Here is a 16,018-nt window from a genome sequence, read left to right as displayed (position 1 = left end):
GCCTGCCCTGGCAAGAACCGAACCCGCCGCCCCGAAAAGCCACATCAGCCGGACCGATTTCCTCGCCCCAGGCGTGCTCCTGGCCGACATGGGCGGCAACGTGTCGGCGGTAGTCCGTCTGCATGCCAAGCCCCGACAGGCGCACCAGCGTTCAAGACCCGCGGAGGCCATGACCGCCACAGTCCCCCCATGACCAGAACGAAGACCCCAGCCAGCCCCTACCTCCTCCTGTCGATCACCATGATGCTGTGGGGCAGCGCCTTCTCCAGCTCCAAGTCGGTGGTGGAGCACCTGCCGCACTCCGTGGCCGCCCTCCTGCGCTTCGGCGGCGCCGCCCTGGTGCTGCTGATGGTGCTGGCGCTCTTCGGAAAGCGGTTCGGCGACGGGCAGAAAAAGACACTGCCCCGGGCCGCCGGCCGCCCGGCCCTGGCAGGCATAGTCGGCGTCTTTGCCTACAACGGGTTCTTCTTCTGGGGGCTGTCGCTCGCTCCCTCCCTGGACGCCGGCATCCTCATCCCGGTCATGAGCCCCGTCCTGACCAGCCTCTTCCTTCTGCTGACCCGGAGGGAACGGGCATCGACGGTCCGTCTGGCGGGGCTCGGTCTCGGACTGGCCGGTGCTGCGATCTTCTTTCTGGGCGCAGGGGGCAGTGCGCACGGGAGTCCGACGCGGCTTGCCGGGGACGCGTTGTTTCTGCTCAGTGCGGTGTGCTGGGCGGTCTACACCCTCGCCGGTCCCCGCGTCCTTGCCGGCGTCGACCCGCTGCGTGCCACTACGTATGCCACCTGCGCCGGAGCCCTGCTGCTGGGCGTGGTCGCCGCCCCCGATCTTCCGGATGTGGACTGGAGCGGTCTGCCGTCCGCTGTTTGGTTGAACGCCGCCTATTTGGCGCTGGGTGCTGCCGCCGTCGCCAATCTCCTGTACTACCGGGGCGTCGCGGCCGTGGGGCCCGCCTCGGCCTCGCTGATGATGTTCACCGTGCCGGTGGTGAATACGGTGTGCGGCACGCTGTTCCTCGGCGAGACCTTCGGACCCGTACAGGCAGTGGGTGCCCTGGTGCTGCTGGCGGGTGCGGTGCTCGCGGCGCTGCATGGACGGCTCGCGCGGCGGAAGGGTGCACTGTTTGTTTCCGAGGAGGAGGGCAGGGGGCGGCGGGTCGCCGAGCGCTGCTAGGGACTCAGTTCCCGTACTGCTTGGTGTCCGGGTGCTCGATGAGCAGGACGTGGGCGGCCTTCTCGGCCACGGGGCGGTGCCGTACTCCCGCGGGGACGACGAAGAGTTCGCCGGGCTTCAGCACCACGGGGCCGTGGCCCTCCAGCTCGACCCGGAAGGTGCCGTCCCAGCACAGGAACAGTTCGTCCTCGTCGTGGTAGTGCCAGGGGAAGGAGCCTTCCAGTCGTGCGAGTCGGACGGCCGTGGTGTCGTTCACCCTCGCCAACTCGTGCTGCTGGAAGGGGCCGGGGAGTGCGGTGATGGCTTCTGGTACCGAGACGGTGGTGAGGTGGCCCGGGATCTCGTGTCGTGTCGTCATGCCATGATCCTCGCCGCCGTCCGGGGTGCGGCACAGAGCCAATGGGCGAGGATTGGTCCGCTCGTTGGGACGGCCCCATGGCCGACCAGCCCGGCGCGTTCATGCGAGGGCCTGCCTCCCCGCGCGAGCGCGCACCCCCTACAAGGACGTGACTGTCCTCTCCGCATCCACCACCACCGCATCGAAAGACGACGCCCATGACCATGGCCCCCACCGCACTCGCCGACCGCCTGGGCCGGTGGTCGGCCGGCCGCGGTCCCCTGTACCTCCTGCTCGCCGCGCGGCTGCGGCGCCTCGTCGATCAGGGGGAACTCGCCCCGGGGACCGTGCTGCCGCCCGACCGGTCGCTGGCCGCCGCGCTCGCGGTGGGGCGCGGGACCGTTGTCGCCGCGTACGAGCAGCTGCGTACGGAAGGCCGGATCGTGCGGCGCCAGGGGAGTGGCACCCGGGTGGCCGGTCCGGCGCGCGACCGGAACCGCGAGACGACTGGGGCGCCGGTTTTCCTTCATCTGCTGGAGCGGCAGGACGCCGACGTGATCCTGCTGGCGTGTGCCGCGCCCGCCGCGCCTCCGCCGGTTCTCCTGTCCGCGTACGAGCGGGCCGTGGCCCAACTGGCCACGCTCACGGGCGACATCGGCTACCACCCGTCGGGCCACCCGCGGCTGCGCCGCGCTGTCGCCGACCACTACACGCGCCGTGGGGTGCCGACCGCCCCCGAGCAGATCCTCGTCACCAACGGTGGCCAGCAGGCTCTGTCCCTGCTCGCCCGCGCCTTTGTCGGGCCCGGCGGCGAGGTGCTGGTCGAGGCGCCCACGTATCCGGGCGCGCTGGAGGCGTTCCGTGAGCGGTCCGCCTCGCTGCGGACGCTGCCCGTCGGCCTGGACGGCTTCGAGACGGCGGTCCGCTCGCCGGCCCACCGCCCCGATCTGGCCTACGTCGTCTCCACGCACCACAACCCGACCGGCGCGGTACTGCCGCCGCTGGCACGCCGTCGGCTCGCCGTCGCCGCCGCGGCGGCCGGTGTGCCGCTGATAGACGACGAGGTCCTCGCTCAGCTGTCCTTTCCCGGTCATGACACGCCGCCTCCGCTGGCGGCGTACGGCGCGACGGTCATCACCGTCGGGTCGCTCAGCAAGAGTGTCTGGGGCGGGCTGCGTATCGGCTGGATACGGGCCACGGAAGCGGTCGTGGACCGCCTCGCGCGGCTGCGCGCGGTGCATGACCTGGGCGGCAACCTTCCCGCGCAGCTCGCCGCCGCGGAACTGCTGCCCGGTCTGGAGCGGTGGTGCCGGGACACGGCGGCGGACCGCCGGGCACGTCACGATCACCTGCTCGCGGAGCTGGCGCGGCGGCTGCCGCAGTGGCAGGCCCGGCCGGTCGGCGGCGGCCAGACCCTATGGGTACGGCTGCCCCACGGCGACGGGGACACCTTCGCGCAGACGGCCCTGCGGCACGGAGTCGCCGTACTGCCCGGCAGCGGACTGGACGCCTCCGGAGCGAGCACGGAGCACGTCCGTCTTCACTTCCTCGCCGCGCCGGACGACCTGACCGAGGCGGTACGCCGCCTGGCGGTGGCCTGGCACGCGTACGGGGGCGGCCGGGGCAGCGGCGCTCCGGCCGGTGCCGGTGTGACGGCCCGGGCGGACGAGCGCTCGGCCGATAGGCGGAACCCGGTGCGGCGTACAGGATAAGAAGCGCGTGGCGCGGTACGTGACGAAGGCAGGTGGGCGTTTGTTTGCCCGGCGGGCCGTGAGGAACCCTCAGGGCCGAGGAGGAACGGTCCGGCCCGGGTGTGCGCGCGTGCGGCCGGTGCCGTCCGGAGTCAGTGCCGGAAGGAGGATGCAGTGACAACGCAGGAAACCGTGTCCGCACCCGGCGGGGTGGTGCTCGACGGCGATCTGGAGCTGCCGGACTCACCGCGCGCCGTGGTGCTGTTCGTCCACGGCAGCGGCAGCTCGCGGCGCAGTCCGCGCAACCGCGCGGTCGCCCTCGCGCTGCGCCACTCCGGCCTGGCCTCGCTGCTGCCTGATCTGCTGACCCCGCAGGAGGCCGAGGAGGACGCCGTCTCCCGCAAGCACCGCTTCGACATCCCCCTGCTGGCCGAGCGGGTGGTCGCGGCGGTCGACTGGCTGAGCGAGCACCCGGCGACCCGGGAGCTGCCCCTGCACCTGTTCGGCGCGAGTACGGGCGCGGCGGCGGCTCTGGTGGCGGCGGAGCGGCGGCCCGCGCGGGTCCGGTCCGTGGTGAGCCGCGGCGGCCGGCCCGACCTGGCGGAGGAGTCGCTGGAGCACGTACGGGCGCCCGTGCTGCTGCTCGTCGGCGAGCTGGACACCGACGTACTGCGGCTGAACCGCGAGGCGGCGGCCCGGCTCCAGGCGCCCTGCGAGGTGGAGATCGTGCCGGGCGCGAGCCACCTCTTCGAGGAGCCCGGGACCCTGGAGCAGGTGACCGAGTCCGCCCGGAACTGGTTCCTGCACCCGCCGGCGCCCGCGGGCAATCACGGGAGCGGCGGCGATGTCCGCTGAACCGGCGGCGTCGGACCTGGAGCTGATCCGCGGGACGGCCGTACCGCTGCCGGACCCCGGCGCGCTGGACCCGCTGCTGGACCGGATCGGCGACGCCCGCTACGTCCTCCTGGGCGAGGCGTCGCACGGCACCGCCGAGTACTACTGGTGGCGGGCGCGGCTGACCGAGCGGCTGATCGCGGAGAAGGGGTTCTCCTTCGTCGCCGTCGAGGGGGACTGGCCCGACTGCCTCGACCTGCACTGCTCGGTCACCGCCGAGCCCGGCGCGCCCGCGGACCCGCAGGCGGCCCTGGAGGGCTTCCGCCGCTGGCCGCGCTGGATGTGGGCCAACACCGACGTGGCCCGCTTCGCCCGGTGGCTGCGCGAGCACAACACCGGCCTTCCGCCGCGGGAGCGGGTCGGCTTCTACGGCCTGGACGTCTACAGCATGTGGGAGTCGCTGGACGCGGTGCTGGCCTACCTGCGCGAACACCACCCGGACCACGTCGAGCAGGCGGTGGAGGCGTACCGCTGCCTGGAACCGTACGAGCAGGACCCGCAGTCCTACGCCCTGGCGACCCGGATGCTGCCCTCCGGGTGCGAACCCGAAGTGGTCCGCCTCCTGGTGTCGCTGCGCGAACGGGCCCGGCGCCCGGAGGACACCTCGTCCGTCGCGGAACTCGCCGCCCTCCAGAACGCCGAGACCCTCGCCGGGGCGGAGCGGTACTACCGGTCGGTGGTCCACGGCGGGCCCGAGTCGTGGAACATCCGCGACCACCACATGGCCGACACCCTCGACCGGCTGACGGCCCACCACGGCCCGGACGCCAAAGCGGTGGTGTGGGCCCACAACACCCATGTCGGCGACGCGCGGGCCACCGACATGGCCGGCGCCGGACTGGTGAACATCGGGCAGCTCGTACGGGAACGGCACTCCGCGGACGGTGTCGTGCTCGTCGGCTTCGGCTCGTACCAGGGGTCGGTCGTCGCCGGGAGCGAATGGGGAGCCACACCCCGGGCCCTGACCGTGCCCGAGGCCCGTCCCGGCAGCGTGGAGGAACTGCTCCACCAGGTCTTTCCCGAGAAGCGGGCCCTGTTCGTCTTCCCGCCGCGGGACGCCGCCACCGGCCTGCACCCGGAGGTGCCGCGCCCGGCCTCCTGGTCCGGTGTACGGCGCGACCACCGGGCCATCGGCGTCGTCTACCGGCCGGAACGCGAGGCGTTCGCCAACTACGTGTCCACCACGCTCGACCAGCGATACGACGCTTTCCTGTACCTGGACCGCACCCACGCCCTGACTCCGCTGCACGCCGAGCCGTCCGCCACCGGTGAGGCCGAGACCTGGCCCACCGGCCAGTGACCCGCGGCCCACCGCCACCGACCCCGAGCGCCCCTCCCGACCGAGGGCAAGGAGCAACACCATGCGCTTCACCGACCGCCGGCACGCAGGCCGGTCCCTCGCCCAGTGGCTGCGATCACCGGACGACGACACGGCCGGTGCCACCGAGGCCGGTACGTGGCCGTACGGGGCGGCCGACCCGCTGGTCCTCGCCCTGCCGCGCGGCGGCGTCCCGGTGGCCGCCGAGGTCGCCCGGGAGTTCCGGGCGCCCCTCGACGTCCTGGTGGCGCGCAAGATCGGCGTACCCGGCTCGCCCGAGACCGGCATCGGCGCCATCGTCGCCGAGGAGCCGCCCGTCTTCGACCGGCGGGCCCTGCAGTTCCTGGGCCTGGCCGAGGACGAACTCGCCCCCTCCGTGGCCCGGGAACGCACCGAGCTGCACCGCCGCGAGGACCTGTACCGCCGCGGCCGCCCGGAGCCCGGCATCACCGGCCGGACCGTGCTCCTCGTCGACGACGGCCTCGCCACCGGCCTCACCGCCCTCGCCGCACTGCGCCATCTGCGCCGCCGGCAGCCCGCCCACCTGGCGCTGGCCGCACCTGTCGGCTCCCGCAACGCCGTCGGCGAACTGTCCGAGGAGGCCGACCGCGTACTCGTCCTGCACCAGCCGGACCACTTCCGGGCGGTCGGCGAGTGGTACGACGACTTCGGGCAGGTGAGCGATGACGAGGTGATCGCGCTGTTGGGGACGTCGTCTTCCGTGGCGTGACGGGCGGTACAGCCGGTTCCGGCCGACGTCATTCCCGTACGGGGACCGGATCACCCCGCTCCGCGCCCCGCGTCAGGCGCCGTACGGCCAGCATGCCGCCGACGCCGGGCAGCAGGGACAGGCCGACGGCCGTGGCGGTACGGCGTGGATCGCGGGCGGTGGCGACCACGGTGAAGAGGTAGGCGCAGCCGTGCAGCGGGCCGGCCAGGGAGGAGATGGCGGGCAGGTGCGCGGTCGCGAGGTTGCCCAGCAGGACGACGAGCGAGGCGAGTTCTACGGCCGCGGCGATACGCAGGGCCCGGCGGTCGCGGCGCACGGTCACGCTCCCGTGGTGGAGCCGGGGCGGATGATCATGAGTACCGTCACCACGGCCCAGAGCAGGTTGAACGTGCCGGTGAGCATGGCCAGCCGCGCGGTGGCGCCGCGGTCCACGGGCGGCCCGGAACCGTCGAGCCGGCCGAGCAGCCGCTCCTGGCCCGGCAGGACCAGCAGCGCCAGCACGCCGGCCGCGGCGGCGGTGAGCACGATCGACGTGATCAGCCAGGCGTCGCCGAGGACCCCGAGGCTGCTGGCGGTGGCGAAGCCGAACACCGGCACGGCCATGCCGAGGGCGGCGTAGACGCGGCAGACGCGGTGCAGCAGCCGTACGCCGGACCGGCCCGCGGCGTCCGGCCCGGCCGCCTGCGCGCGGCGGACGGCCGCGGGGAACATGCTGGCCGCCACGGTCACCGGCCCGACCGCGATGATCGCGGCCAGCACGTGGACGGCGAGGAGGAACTTGGTCACCGCACGGCTCCGGACCGCTCAGTGGCTTTGTCGGCAGACACGGGCATGGCGGGATGCTCCTTCTCGTCGCTCAGGGGCGGGCGGTGCGCTTTTGCGCGACCACCCGGGAATGTGCCGCGCCAGGCTAGGCCGGGCCTCGACCGGCACCCCAGGGGCTGAAATGACAATTTCCAACGGGTTCCCGCCACCGGGCCCTGCCTGCGGCAACCGCCGGCCCAGCCCTGACACCTGGGCATTTGTGAACGGCGGTTTCTCGCTTACCGTGTCCGGCATGCATACGGTGGCGGTCCTGGTGCTGGACCAGGTGGTGGCGGCCGACATGGCCTGCCCGATCGACTCGTTCGGGCGCGCCCGGCTGGCGGACGGGCGCAACCCGTACCGGGTCCGGGTCTGCGCACCGGAACCCCAGGTGGCCTCCGAGGCTTTCACGATCATCGCGCCGCACGGCCTGGAGGCGCTGCGGGACGCGGACACCGTGGTCGTGCCCGGCTGCTCGGAGGCCGCCGCGCCGCCCGCCCCGGAGGTGCTCGACGCGCTGCGCGCGGCCGCCGCCGCGGGCACCCGTATCGCCTCCATCTGCACGGGCGCGTTCATCCTCGCCGAGGCCGGGCTGCTGGACGGGCTGCGTGCGACCACGCACTGGGTGGCGGCCGACCTGCTGGCCGAACGGTTCCCGCGCGTCGACGTACAGCCGGACGTGCTCTACGTCGACAACGGCCAGATCCTCACCTCGGCCGGGGCCGCCGCCGGGATGGACCTGTGCCTGCACCTCATCCGGCGGGACTTCGGCTCGGCGGTCGCGGCCGACTCGGCGCGGCTGGCGGTCGTGCCGCTCGAACGGGAGGGCGGACAGGCGCAGTTCATCGTGCACGCCCGGCCGCCGGTGCCGCGGGGCTCGCTGCTGGAGCCGGTGCTCAAGTGGATCGAGGACCACCTCGCCCAGGAGGTGACCCTCGCCGAACTGGCCGCGCGCAGCGGGCTCAGCGAGCGGACGTTCAGCCGACGCTTCCGGGAGCAGACGGGTACCACACCGTTGCAGTGGCTGCTGCGCGCCCGGGTGCGGCGGGCGCAGTTCCTGCTGGAGACCACCGACCACGGCGTCGAACGCATCGCCGCCCAGGCCGGTTTCGGCTCGCCCACCGCGTTCCGCGAACGGTTCAAGCGCGTCGTCGGGGTGACGCCGCAGTCGTACCGGTCGGCGTTCCGGGCCAACGGGTCCTGAGGGCGGCCGGACGTCCGGTGCATTTCTTCGAGCCGTGTACGGGGTGATGCCGGCGGGCCGGGAGCAGATGGCACGATCACCTGTCATGGACTTGCCTGCCATGGACATGGACGCGCCTGCGTACGACGCGGTGCTGTGCGACTTCGACGGGGTCGTGAACCTGTGGGACCCGGACGGGATGACCGCGCTGGACCGCTCCTGGGGGCTGGCCGAAGGCACCCTGGCCGCGGTGGCGTTCGAGGCCGGGCTGCTGGAGGCGGCCGTCACCGGACACCTCAGCGACGAGCAGTGGCGGCGCCGGGTCGCGGACGGCCTGGCACCGGCCTGCGGCTCGGTAGGGCGGGCCCGCGATCTGGTCGCCGCGTGGAGCGCGCTGACCGGGCGGGTGGACACCGAGGTCGTGGCCCTGCTGGCCGCGCTGCGCGGCACGGTGCCGGTGGTCCTGGTCTCCAACGCCACCACCCGGCTGGAGACATACCTCGCCGCCGTGGGGCTGGCGGAGGCGTTCGACGCGGTGGTCAGCAGTGCCCGTATCGGCGTGGCCAAGCCGGACCCGCGCGTCTTCACGACGGCCGCCGGCCGGGCCGGGGCCGAACCGCGCCGCTGTCTGTTCGTCGACGACAGCCCCGGCAACGTCACCGCGGCCCGGGCGGTGGGCATGGCGGGCCTGCACTACCGGCACATCGGTCAGCTGCGGGAGGCGGTGGCGCCGCTGCTGGGGTGAGCGGCAGCGGCCCACGTACTGACCGGCTCAGCTGATCTCGTTCCGCCTCGCGGCGACCGCCAGCGTGCTGTACCGCATCGTGAAGCTGCCGCCCGCCGCGTCGATGGCCGCGCCGATGCCCGCGAGCACCTTTTCCAGTTCGGCGGGGGAGAGCCGGGTGTGGCTGCCGGTGGTGGGGACCTGGTCGAGCCATGCGTCGCGGGTGTACGTGTGCTCCCAGTCGAAGCGCCACTGTTCCGGAGCGCCGTACGCGTTCGCCGCCCGTATGCCGTCGGCCGCCTTCGCGCACAGCGCTGCGTACCCGTCCACGGCCGAGGCCGACCACTGGCGGGCGGCGAGCGAGTCGGGCAGGAGACGGCGGTAGACGTCGGCGAAGGACGCCGCCAGTCGGGGCGGGGGACTGCCCGCGTTCCAGAACACGGTCAGCAGACCGCCGGGCCGCAGCGCCTGTGCCGCCTTGGCGGGCCCGGCCACCGGGTCCACCCAGTGCCAGGTCTGCCCGGAGACGACGGCGTCGAAGGTCCGGCCGGCCGGGTCCCACGCCTCGAACGCGGCGACCTCGGCTTCGAGCCCGTACTGCCGTGCCAGTCCGGCCATCCGCGCGTCCGCGTCGACCCCGAGCACCCGGCACCCGGCCGCCGCGAACTGCCGGGCCACAATGCCCGTGCCGCAGCCGACGTCGAGCACGCCGGCGCCGGGCGCGGCGGCGAGAATCCGGTCGATCAGGGCCCGGGGGTAGCGGGGGCGGGCCCGGTCGTAGCGTTCGGCGTCCGTGCCGAACGATTCGGCCACTTCGCGGTGCCGGTACGGCTCCGGAGCGGGGCGGGGGGACGGTTCCCGGGCAGGAGGGAGCGAGCCCTCCGACGGTATAGTGGGCATGTGCCCACTATGAGTGGGCGAGTGCCCACTCGTCAACGGGTATGCGGGGCAAGCGGAGATACACGAGGTGCGTGGGGTACGCCCCGGCGCACGGAAACGGAGACTCACGGTGCCGACAGGGGTGGCCATCCGCGACGCACGCGAGCAGCTCTTCGACGCGGCCGAACGCGTCCTGCTCCGCGACGGGCCCAGCGCGCTCAGCAGCCGCGCCGTCACCACGGAAGCGGGCTGCGCCAAGGGCGTGCTGCACCGGCACTTCGACGACTTCGACGCCTTCCTCGCCGAACTCGTACGGGACCGCATCGCCCGGATGGACGGCCGTGCCGCCGCGCTGCGCGATGCCGCCGGGGCCGGGACCGTCGTCGGCCACCTGACCGAGGCGCTGACGGAGCTGTTCGGGCCGGTCGCGGTGGCGATCGTCGGCCTCGTCACCTCGCGGGACGAACTGCGCGCACGGCTGCGCCGTACCACGCCGACCGGCATCCCCCTGCTCACCGAAGCCGCCGCCGCCCTGGCCTGCTACCTCGCCGCCGAACGCGAACGGGGCCGCATCGCGCCGGACACCGACATCGACAGCCTCGCCCCCACGCTGATCGGGAGCGGACATCTGCTCTTCGCCGACCGGATGGGGGAGCGGCCGGAGGAGGAGGCGGTGCGCAAGGTGGTGGCTGCGGTGATGGGCGGGGTTGTACGGGGGTAGGCGGGGGCTTCCTGGAGTGATGCGCGGTGGCCGCCGGGGAGCCTTCCGGGCGGCCGGGCACCGGCCCCGCTCACCCGGTCGGCGGATTCCCGCGAGCGGGTCGGCGGAACTCGCTCCGTAGCGCAGAGCCTCGGGAAGCCGTGTGCAGCACACTGGCGGCATGGACCACATCAGTCAGCCGGAGGAGGCGTCCTCGCGGAGTTTTCCGCCGCGGCCGGAGAGCGTGGCGTCGGCCCGGCACTTCGTGCGGGCCGCGCTCGCCGGGGCTGACCCGAACGCAGTGGAAACCGCCGAGTTGCTGGTCAGCGAGCTGGTGACCAACGCGGTGCTGCACGCGCGCACGGAGGTCGACGTGTCGGCCCGGGGTCTCGACGGCGAGGTACGGGTGCGGATCGGCGACCGGCGGCCGTGCCGCGCGCTGGTGCCGCAGCGGTCCCTTCCGTACCCCGGACCGGGGCAGGGGCTGGCGTTGGTCGAGCAACTGGCGTCCGCCTACGGGGTCGACTCCGGCGACGAGGGCAAGGCGGTGTGGTTCGCGCTGCGGCGCGACGGGCGACCGCCCCCGCCGTCCGGATGGCAGACCGCCGCCCCGGACTGCGGCCCCACCCGTACGGCGTCCCTCGTCGACCTGCCGGGCGCGCTCTACCTGGCGGCCCAGAGGCACCAGCACGCGTTGCTGCGGGAGCTGACCCTCGCCGCCTTCGCCGGGACGGACACCGGTGTACGCCCGGAAGACCTCGCCATCGCCCATGACATGAACAACGTACTCGTCGCCGGTATGACGGCCGCGCTGGAGGAACAGCCGTCGGTCACCCACGGCCACTCCCTGAACGTGACCCTTCCGGCGGACGTCGCGCAGGCCCTGCCGACGCTCCGTCAGGTCCTCGACACCGCCGAGAGGCTGGCCCGGGACGAACGTCTGCTGGTCTGGCCGTCGCTGCCCCAGAACCGCGTCTTCCGGCAGTGGCTGTTCGACCAGATCACCGGCCAGTTCGCGGGCGGGCCGCCCACCGCGTGGACCGTGATCCCCCGCGAGCCGAGCGCCAGCACCTCGGACCTGGTGCCCTGGGACGCCAGTCATGCCTGGGCCAGCCGGGTCCCCACCATCGCCGCCGACGACGAGAACCGCATCATCGTGGCGAACGGGCCCGCAGCGGACATGCTCGGCTGGCAGACGGGCGAACTGGTGGGGCAGCGGCTGACCGTGCTCGTCCCGGAGCACCTGAGGGAGCGCCACATGGCGGCGTTCACCCGGCTCCTGCGCAGCGGGCGGCCGCACATCCTGGGCCGCTCCGTACCGCTTCCGGCGCTGCACCGGGACGGCCGGCTGGTTCCCGTACGGCTGTTCATCCAGGCCCAGGGCACCGCGGACGGCCGTACGGTCTTCGTCGCGCAACTCGCCCCCAGAACGGCCCCGCCCGTCCCCGCGCCGTTGTCACCGGGGGAGAGCCGGGCCGCGTCGCCGGAGCGGCCCGGCGGGCCGGACCTGCTGGAGGGCGGCCCCGAGCGCATCGCGACGAGTGCGGCGGGCGAGGCGGACGGCGGAGCGGCGCGGGAGCGCAGACTGCTGGCCGACATCGGGGAGTCGCTGAGCAGCACCCCGAACCTGGACGAGGGACTGCAACGGGTCTGCCAGATCCTCACACGGCGGCTGGCCGACTGGTGCGTGGTGGACCTGCTCAACGACTGCGACCAGCTGGAGCGGTTCTGCGTCGCGCACCACAGCCCCACGCCCCTGCCGGCCGAGGCGTACGCCGGCCGGCTCCCGCCGGTGACGGGGGCCGCGCGGGGGCCGCTGGCCCGGGTGCTGCGCGGCGCCGGGCCGCTGCTGCTCACCGGGCCGCCGGAGCCGAGCGACGTCAGGAGCCCGCTCGACACGCACTATGTCGAGCTGTTCGAGCGGGTGGGCGCGAACAGCGCCGTCGTCGCGCCGCTGCGGACCCGCGGAGCGGTCTTCGGCGCCCTGACCCTCGTCCGTACCGGCCGGAACCGGCCCTTCACCGAGGACTCCCTGCTCCTGATCGGCGACCTGGTCCGCAGTCTCGCCCTCGGGGTGGAACACGCGCGCCTCTACCAGGAGACCCGGCACATCGCCGAGCGCCTCCAGCGCTCCCTGCTGCCCGTACTGCCCGAGATCGAGCACCTCCAGATGGCCGCCCGTTACGCGCCGTCCTCCACGACCGCCCAGATCGGCGGCGACTGGTACGACAGCTTCGTGGTCCCCGGCGGGAAGACCGCCGTGGTCATCGGTGACGTCGCCGGGCACGACCTGGAGGCGGCCGTCGCCATGAGCCAGCTGCGCAGCATGCTGCGCGGCATCGCCATCGACCGGGAGGAGCCGCCCGACGAGGTGCTGCGCCGACTGGACATCGCGAACCACAGCCTCTCCCAAGAGGCCACCGCCACCTGCATCTACGCCCTCGTCACGGGCCCCGCGAGCGGCCCATGGGAACTGAAGCACTCCTCCGCCGGGCACCTGCCGCCGCTGCTGACCACACACGAAGGCGACACGCGCTATCTCGACGGAGGCTCGGGCCTCCTGCTCGGCATGGAACCGGACATGCCCCGCCCCTGCGCCACCGACGCCCTCCCGGCCCACTCGACCGTCCTGCTGTACACGGACGGTCTCATCGAACGCCGCGACGAATCCCTCGACCACGCCATGGACCGGCTCCGCCGCCACACCGCAGCCCTGGCCCGCGAACCCCTCGACGTCTTCTGCGACGAACTCCTCATCGGGCTGAGCGCCGACAGCGCCGACGACATCGCGCTGCTGGCTCTGCGGCCGGTGCCGCGGGGGTGAGGGGGTGGGTGGGGGCCGTGGGTGTGCTGCGCCCACGTTGTCGCCGCCCCGCCCGGGACGGGCTGAGCCGGGGCACGGTGCTGTTGCCGGCCTGCACGCACCGGCCCAAACCACGCACCTGGACTGGGAAGTGCTCCTCGACCACGACCCGCAGGAAGCCGAACGCTCACGCGAGGTGAGGACTTGTCGGGGCCCGCGCCTGGCCGGGCACTCGGGCGCGGGACCCCGCCGTCCGACCGCGTGGCGCATTCGCTGATCGGCCAGCGCTGTTGTCAGTGGCTGGTGCCACACTCCCGGGATGCACGACGACTCTCTTGAACTGCGCCAGTTCGTATCGCCCCATATGGTCGACGACCGGCTCCGCCAGGCCCTGATCGACTGCTGGGTCGATGTCACCAACGCCGGCGGGGCGGCCGGCTTCCCGTTCCCGCCCATCGACGACCGGCAGGCGGCGCCCGCCCTCGACGCCATCCTCACCAGCCTCGCCCCGGACACCTGCCGCCTGCTCGTGGCCCTGTCCGAGGGGGAGGTGGCGGGCTGGCTGAACCTACGCCGCGACCCTTTCGCCCTCATCGCACACTGGGGGACCCTGCACCACGTCCAGACCCACCCCCGCGTCCGCGGCCGCGGCATCGGTGTCGCGCTGATGGAACTGGCCCAGCAGGTCGCCCGGGACGAGATGGACCTGGAACACCTGCACCTGGCCGCACGCGGCGGAGTGGGGCTGGAACGCTTCTACGGACGGCTCGGCTGGAAGGAAATAGGCCGCTGGCCCGACGCACTGCGCCTGGCTCCCGGGGACGACCGCGACGAGATCCTCATGATCCTCGCGCCTCTCTGATGGCGCCGCATCAGGAATACGTGGCGTGGCGGGGTCGGTACACGTACGGAGTCGTGGTGGTCAGGGCGGTGAAGCCCAGGCGCTGCAGGATGGGGCGGCTCTGGGTGGACGCGTCGACCTGGAGGTAGTGGTAGCCGCGTTCGGCGGCGATGCGGGCGCGGAAGCCGATCAGGGCGCGGTAGATGCCCCGGCCGCGCCAGGCGGGCACCGTTCCGCCGCCCCAGAGCCCGGCGAAGCCGGTGCCCGGCACCAGTTCCATCCGGGCCGCGCTCACCGGGACGTCACCGGCCATGGCGACGACGGCGACGACCGTGTCCGGCCGCTCGGTGAGCTGTGCCAGGAGTTGCTGCCGGTGCCGGGTGCTGTCCCTGCCGAACGCCTCCTCCTGGGCCTGCGCCATCAGCTCCACGCCGGCGGCGTCCGTCACCGGGCGCAGTTCGATGCCCGCGGGGAGTGCGCTGTCGGTGGGGAGGTCGGCGATGCGCGCGACCATGAGGGTTTCCGGTTCCTCGGGGACGAATCCGGCGGCCTCCAGCCGGTCGGCGAGGTCGTCCGGCTGGTCGTGACCGTACAGTTTCCACTCGAATTCCCGCCCGAGCGCCGTGTAGTGGCCTATCTGCTCCGCGATGGCCTCGTCCGCGCGGGACCGGTCCAGCGCGGACCACAGCACTCCGTTCCAGGCGGTGTCCGGGCCCGTCTGGCGCACCACGTCCCCTACCCGTTCGACGTACGCGCCGGGGGCGTCCGGCGGTGCGTTCTTCCTCATCCGGTCGTCGAACACCGCAAGCATCGCGTCGTGATCCATGCGCGAATGAGACCACCGGGGTGCGCGTTCGGCAATCGGTTATGGCGCGGGCCTCGCGAGGACTCGCCGCGTCGTCGGCCGGTCGCTGCCGTCAACATCGCCAACGCCGGACCGAGATGCCGGACGCGATGCCGAGCCGCGATGCCGGCCTACGGGCGTCCGGCCTCCGGGGACGCCGCGCGGACCGTCCATACGCCATGGACGGGATTCGGTTCCGGGACGAGCGCTTTGGTGACGATGGCCGCGAGAGCGGCCGGGGGAGGGCCGGAATGGAGGGCGGTCGTGTAGGTGGCCGCTTGGGTGGGGCTGAGGGCGGGGACTCGGGTGCGTAGCAGGCGCATGGCGGGGATACGGCCGTGTGCCGCCAGGATTGCGCGCAGTTCCTCGTGCAATGCGTCCACCGCCGTCCGTACCGGAAGTCCCCGGATGCGGGTGCGGTAGTCATGCTCCCATTCCCTGTTCAACGCGGCTGCCGATCCGACGGCATGCACGCTGCCGTCGACGCGGTCGACCAAATAGGGGCCGTGCCCCACGAAGAAGTCCCGGTAGTCGCCGGAGCGGACGAATTCCGCGGACTGGAAGCCGACGATCCACACCAGTTCGTGTTCCTCGGCGCCGGTCACCAGCAGCCGTCCCGGGTCTTCGAGGTCCAGGATTTCCTGGACGGTACGCATGGCGGATTCGCGTTCGATCATGTTGTGAGTTTCTCGCACGCCCACCCGCCCCCACTCCGCGGCGGCGGCCGCCGGTTGGCCGAATCCGGGCCGGTGCCGGGTCGCGGTCGCCGGGGAGCGGGACCAGGCTGGGGGTATGACTGCGCCGATCACCGTGCACCGGCCGTCCGCGAGCGGCGGCCGGCGGGTTTCCGTGCGTACGGCCGGGCTCGACACCGACCTGGGCGTGGCGTACTCGGACGCCGATGTGGAGGAGTTTCTGCGGCGTGCCGGGCTGCCGGAAGGGGTGTCGCTGCTCGATGACCCGACGTGGGTGGACTGGTCGGGCGACCGCGGGTGGGATGCCGGGCAGCACTGACGCCGCCCCCCCCAGACGTGACGGGCATCAGGCCTGGCGATATGACCCGGCGATCAGACCCGGCGGAAGCCCGCACCGAAAAG

At 73.2% G+C, this 16,018-nt stretch carries 17 protein-coding genes; 11 read left to right on the top strand and 6 right to left on the bottom strand.

All coding sequences use genetic code 11. The features are described 5' to 3' along the window. The first annotated feature begins 189 nt into the window (after nt 1–189). Nucleotides 190–1,173, top strand: coding sequence for a DMT family transporter (locus ADK86_RS32150; protein ID WP_053699748.1), 984 nt, complete (start codon nt 190–192; stop codon nt 1,171–1,173). A gap of 4 nt (nt 1,174–1,177) precedes the next feature. Here the strand turns inward: ADK86_RS32150 and ADK86_RS32145 are convergent, their stop codons facing one another. Further along, complete coding sequence (locus tag ADK86_RS32145) at nt 1,178–1,531, bottom strand: cupin domain-containing protein (RefSeq protein ID WP_053699747.1); 354 nt, start codon at nt 1,529–1,531, stop codon at nt 1,178–1,180. 197 nt (nt 1,532–1,728) lie between these two features. Here ADK86_RS32145 and ADK86_RS32140 point away from each other — a divergent pair, with 197 nt between their 5' ends. From ADK86_RS32140 to ADK86_RS32125, 4 genes are all read left to right on the top strand, one after another. Next, nucleotides 1,729–3,222, top strand: a complete 1,494-nt coding sequence (locus ADK86_RS32140) for a PLP-dependent aminotransferase family protein (protein ID WP_234346143.1) — start codon at nt 1,729–1,731, stop codon at nt 3,220–3,222. 153 nt (nt 3,223–3,375) lie between these two features. Next, the gene (locus tag ADK86_RS32135) at nt 3,376–4,056 is read left to right on the top strand and encodes a dienelactone hydrolase family protein (protein ID WP_053699746.1); all 681 of its coding nucleotides are present in this window, start codon (nt 3,376–3,378) and stop codon (nt 4,054–4,056) included. After that, on the top strand, nt 4,046–5,395 hold the full coding sequence (locus ADK86_RS32130) for an erythromycin esterase family protein (protein ID WP_199834511.1): 1,350 nt from the start codon (nt 4,046–4,048) through the stop codon (nt 5,393–5,395). The genes ADK86_RS32135 and ADK86_RS32130 overlap by 11 nt, the downstream gene beginning before the upstream one ends. A 61-nt stretch (nt 5,396–5,456) precedes the next feature. Next, a complete protein-coding gene (locus ADK86_RS32125; RefSeq protein WP_053699745.1) occupies nt 5,457–6,143 on the top strand; it encodes a phosphoribosyltransferase in 687 nt (228 codons plus the stop codon). A 28-nt stretch (nt 6,144–6,171) separates the two neighbouring features. Here the strand turns inward: ADK86_RS32125 and ADK86_RS32120 are convergent, their stop codons facing one another. Then, nucleotides 6,172–6,465 (bottom strand): hypothetical protein, encoded by a 294-nt coding sequence (locus ADK86_RS32120; protein WP_053699744.1) that lies wholly within the window; start codon nt 6,463–6,465, stop codon nt 6,172–6,174. Next, on the bottom strand, nt 6,462–6,929 hold the full coding sequence (locus tag ADK86_RS32115; protein ID WP_053699743.1) for a hypothetical protein: 468 nt from the start codon (nt 6,927–6,929) through the stop codon (nt 6,462–6,464). The genes ADK86_RS32120 and ADK86_RS32115 overlap by 4 nt, the downstream gene beginning before the upstream one ends. A 271-nt stretch (nt 6,930–7,200) precedes the next feature. Between ADK86_RS32115 and ADK86_RS32110 the strand changes: the two genes are divergently transcribed. Both ADK86_RS32110 and ADK86_RS32105 read left to right on the top strand, forming a co-directional pair. Beyond that, entirely contained in the window at nt 7,201–8,151 is a 951-nt protein-coding gene (locus ADK86_RS32110; RefSeq protein ID WP_030589139.1) for a GlxA family transcriptional regulator, read from the top strand. An 85-nt stretch (nt 8,152–8,236) separates the two neighbouring features. Continuing rightward, nucleotides 8,237–8,875 (top strand): HAD family hydrolase, encoded by a 639-nt coding sequence (locus ADK86_RS32105; RefSeq protein WP_234346142.1) that lies wholly within the window; start codon nt 8,237–8,239, stop codon nt 8,873–8,875. A 27-nt stretch (nt 8,876–8,902) separates the two neighbouring features. Here ADK86_RS32105 and ADK86_RS32100 read toward each other — a convergent pair whose 3' ends face one another. Continuing rightward, nucleotides 8,903–9,754, bottom strand: a complete 852-nt coding sequence (locus ADK86_RS32100) for a class I SAM-dependent methyltransferase (RefSeq protein ID WP_053699741.1) — start codon at nt 9,752–9,754, stop codon at nt 8,903–8,905. Between the two features lie 109 nt (nt 9,755–9,863). Here ADK86_RS32100 and ADK86_RS32095 point away from each other — a divergent pair, with 109 nt between their 5' ends. The 3 genes from ADK86_RS32095 to ADK86_RS32085 all read left to right on the top strand — a co-directional run bounded on the left by ADK86_RS32095 (nt 9,864) and on the right by ADK86_RS32085 (nt 14,098). Next, nucleotides 9,864–10,454 carry a TetR/AcrR family transcriptional regulator gene (locus tag ADK86_RS32095; RefSeq protein ID WP_053699740.1) on the top strand — a complete coding sequence of 197 codons (591 nt, stop codon included), beginning with the start codon at nt 9,864–9,866 and terminating at the stop codon, nt 10,452–10,454. A 160-nt stretch (nt 10,455–10,614) separates the two neighbouring features. Then, nucleotides 10,615–13,257 carry a SpoIIE family protein phosphatase gene (locus ADK86_RS32090; protein WP_199834510.1) on the top strand — a complete coding sequence of 881 codons (2,643 nt, stop codon included), beginning with the start codon at nt 10,615–10,617 and terminating at the stop codon, nt 13,255–13,257. 298 nt (nt 13,258–13,555) lie between these two features. Further along, a complete protein-coding gene (locus tag ADK86_RS32085) occupies nt 13,556–14,098 on the top strand; it encodes a GNAT family N-acetyltransferase (protein WP_053699739.1) in 543 nt (180 codons plus the stop codon). A 10-nt stretch (nt 14,099–14,108) separates the two neighbouring features. Here ADK86_RS32085 and ADK86_RS32080 read toward each other — a convergent pair whose 3' ends face one another. Then, nucleotides 14,109–14,903, bottom strand: a complete 795-nt coding sequence (locus ADK86_RS32080; protein ID WP_053699738.1) for a GNAT family N-acetyltransferase — start codon at nt 14,901–14,903, stop codon at nt 14,109–14,111. Between the two features lie 149 nt (nt 14,904–15,052). Continuing rightward, entirely contained in the window at nt 15,053–15,598 is a 546-nt protein-coding gene (locus ADK86_RS32075) for a YrhB domain-containing protein (protein WP_053699737.1), read from the bottom strand. A gap of 115 nt (nt 15,599–15,713) precedes the next feature. Between ADK86_RS32075 and ADK86_RS32070 the strand changes: the two genes are divergently transcribed. After that, the gene (locus ADK86_RS32070) at nt 15,714–15,935 is read left to right on the top strand and encodes a hypothetical protein (RefSeq protein WP_003981743.1); all 222 of its coding nucleotides are present in this window, start codon (nt 15,714–15,716) and stop codon (nt 15,933–15,935) included. The last annotated feature ends 83 nt before the right edge of the window (nt 15,936–16,018 follow it).

Origin of the sequence: Streptomyces sp. NRRL F-5755 (assembly GCF_001279365.1) — a bacterium.
In the GTDB taxonomy this organism is placed as follows: Bacteria; Actinomycetota; Actinomycetes; order Streptomycetales; family Streptomycetaceae; genus Streptomyces; species Streptomyces rimosus.
This window is presented reverse-complemented; position numbering and strand designations above follow the sequence as displayed.